The sequence below is a fragment of the Ensifer sp. EB106-03-01-XG145 genome, from assembly GCF_058792075.1.
Window position 1 is genome coordinate 1 of the sequence record NZ_JBYTEC010000074.1, and the last position, 792, is coordinate 792.

The 792-nt window shown below is 60.9% G+C and carries 1 protein-coding gene; it reads left to right on the top strand.

Annotated features, from left to right (window positions below; all coding sequences use genetic code 11):
* Positions 1-110: 110 nt before the first annotated feature.
* Positions 111-792: hydrolase (locus AC3WWH_RS34795; protein WP_058322509.1), on the top strand; the 682-nt coding region annotated here is incomplete at its 3' end.

Sequence of the window (792 nt, forward strand, 5' to 3'; positions counted from 1 at the left end):
AGCACAACCCGGTCGGCTACACCTGTTCTCACCAAACCAGTTCACCCCAGACCGGCCAAGACCGGGCACCGACGCCCCGCTTGCCAACCAGCTCAAAGAGGAGAAAGTCCATGTCCAGCAAACTCGAAGTCCTGACCCCCCAGAACAGCCAGCTGATCTTCATCGACCAGCAGCCGCAGATGGCCTTCGGCGTTCAGTCGATCGATCGGCAGGTGCTGAAGAACAACGTCGTCGGTCTCGCCAAGGCGGCAAAGGTCTTCAACATTCCAACGACCATCACCACCGTCGAAACAGAGTCCTTCTCCGGCCACACCTATCCCGAACTGCTCGCCGTCTTCCCGGAAAACGACATTCTCGAACGCACCTCGATGAATTCCTGGGACGATCAGAACGTCCGCGATGCGCTGGCCAAAAATGCCGCCAACGGCCGCAAGAAAATCGTCGTCTCCGGGCTGTGGACCGAAGTCTGCAACACCACCTTCGCGCTGTCGTGCATGCATGACACCGACTACGAGATCTACATGGTTGCCGACGCCTCCGGCGGCACCTCGGCCGATGCGCACAAATACGCCATGGACCGCATGGTCCAGGCCGGCGTCATCCCGGTGACCTGGCAGCAGATCCTGCTCGAATGGCAGCGCGACTGGGCCCGCAAGGAAACCTACAATGCCGTCACCGCACTGGTGAAGGAGCATTCCGGCGCCTACGGCATGGGCATCGATTACGCCGTCACCATGGTTCACAAGGGTGACGAACGCGTCCGCCACGGCAAGACGATCGGCCCCAACCCGG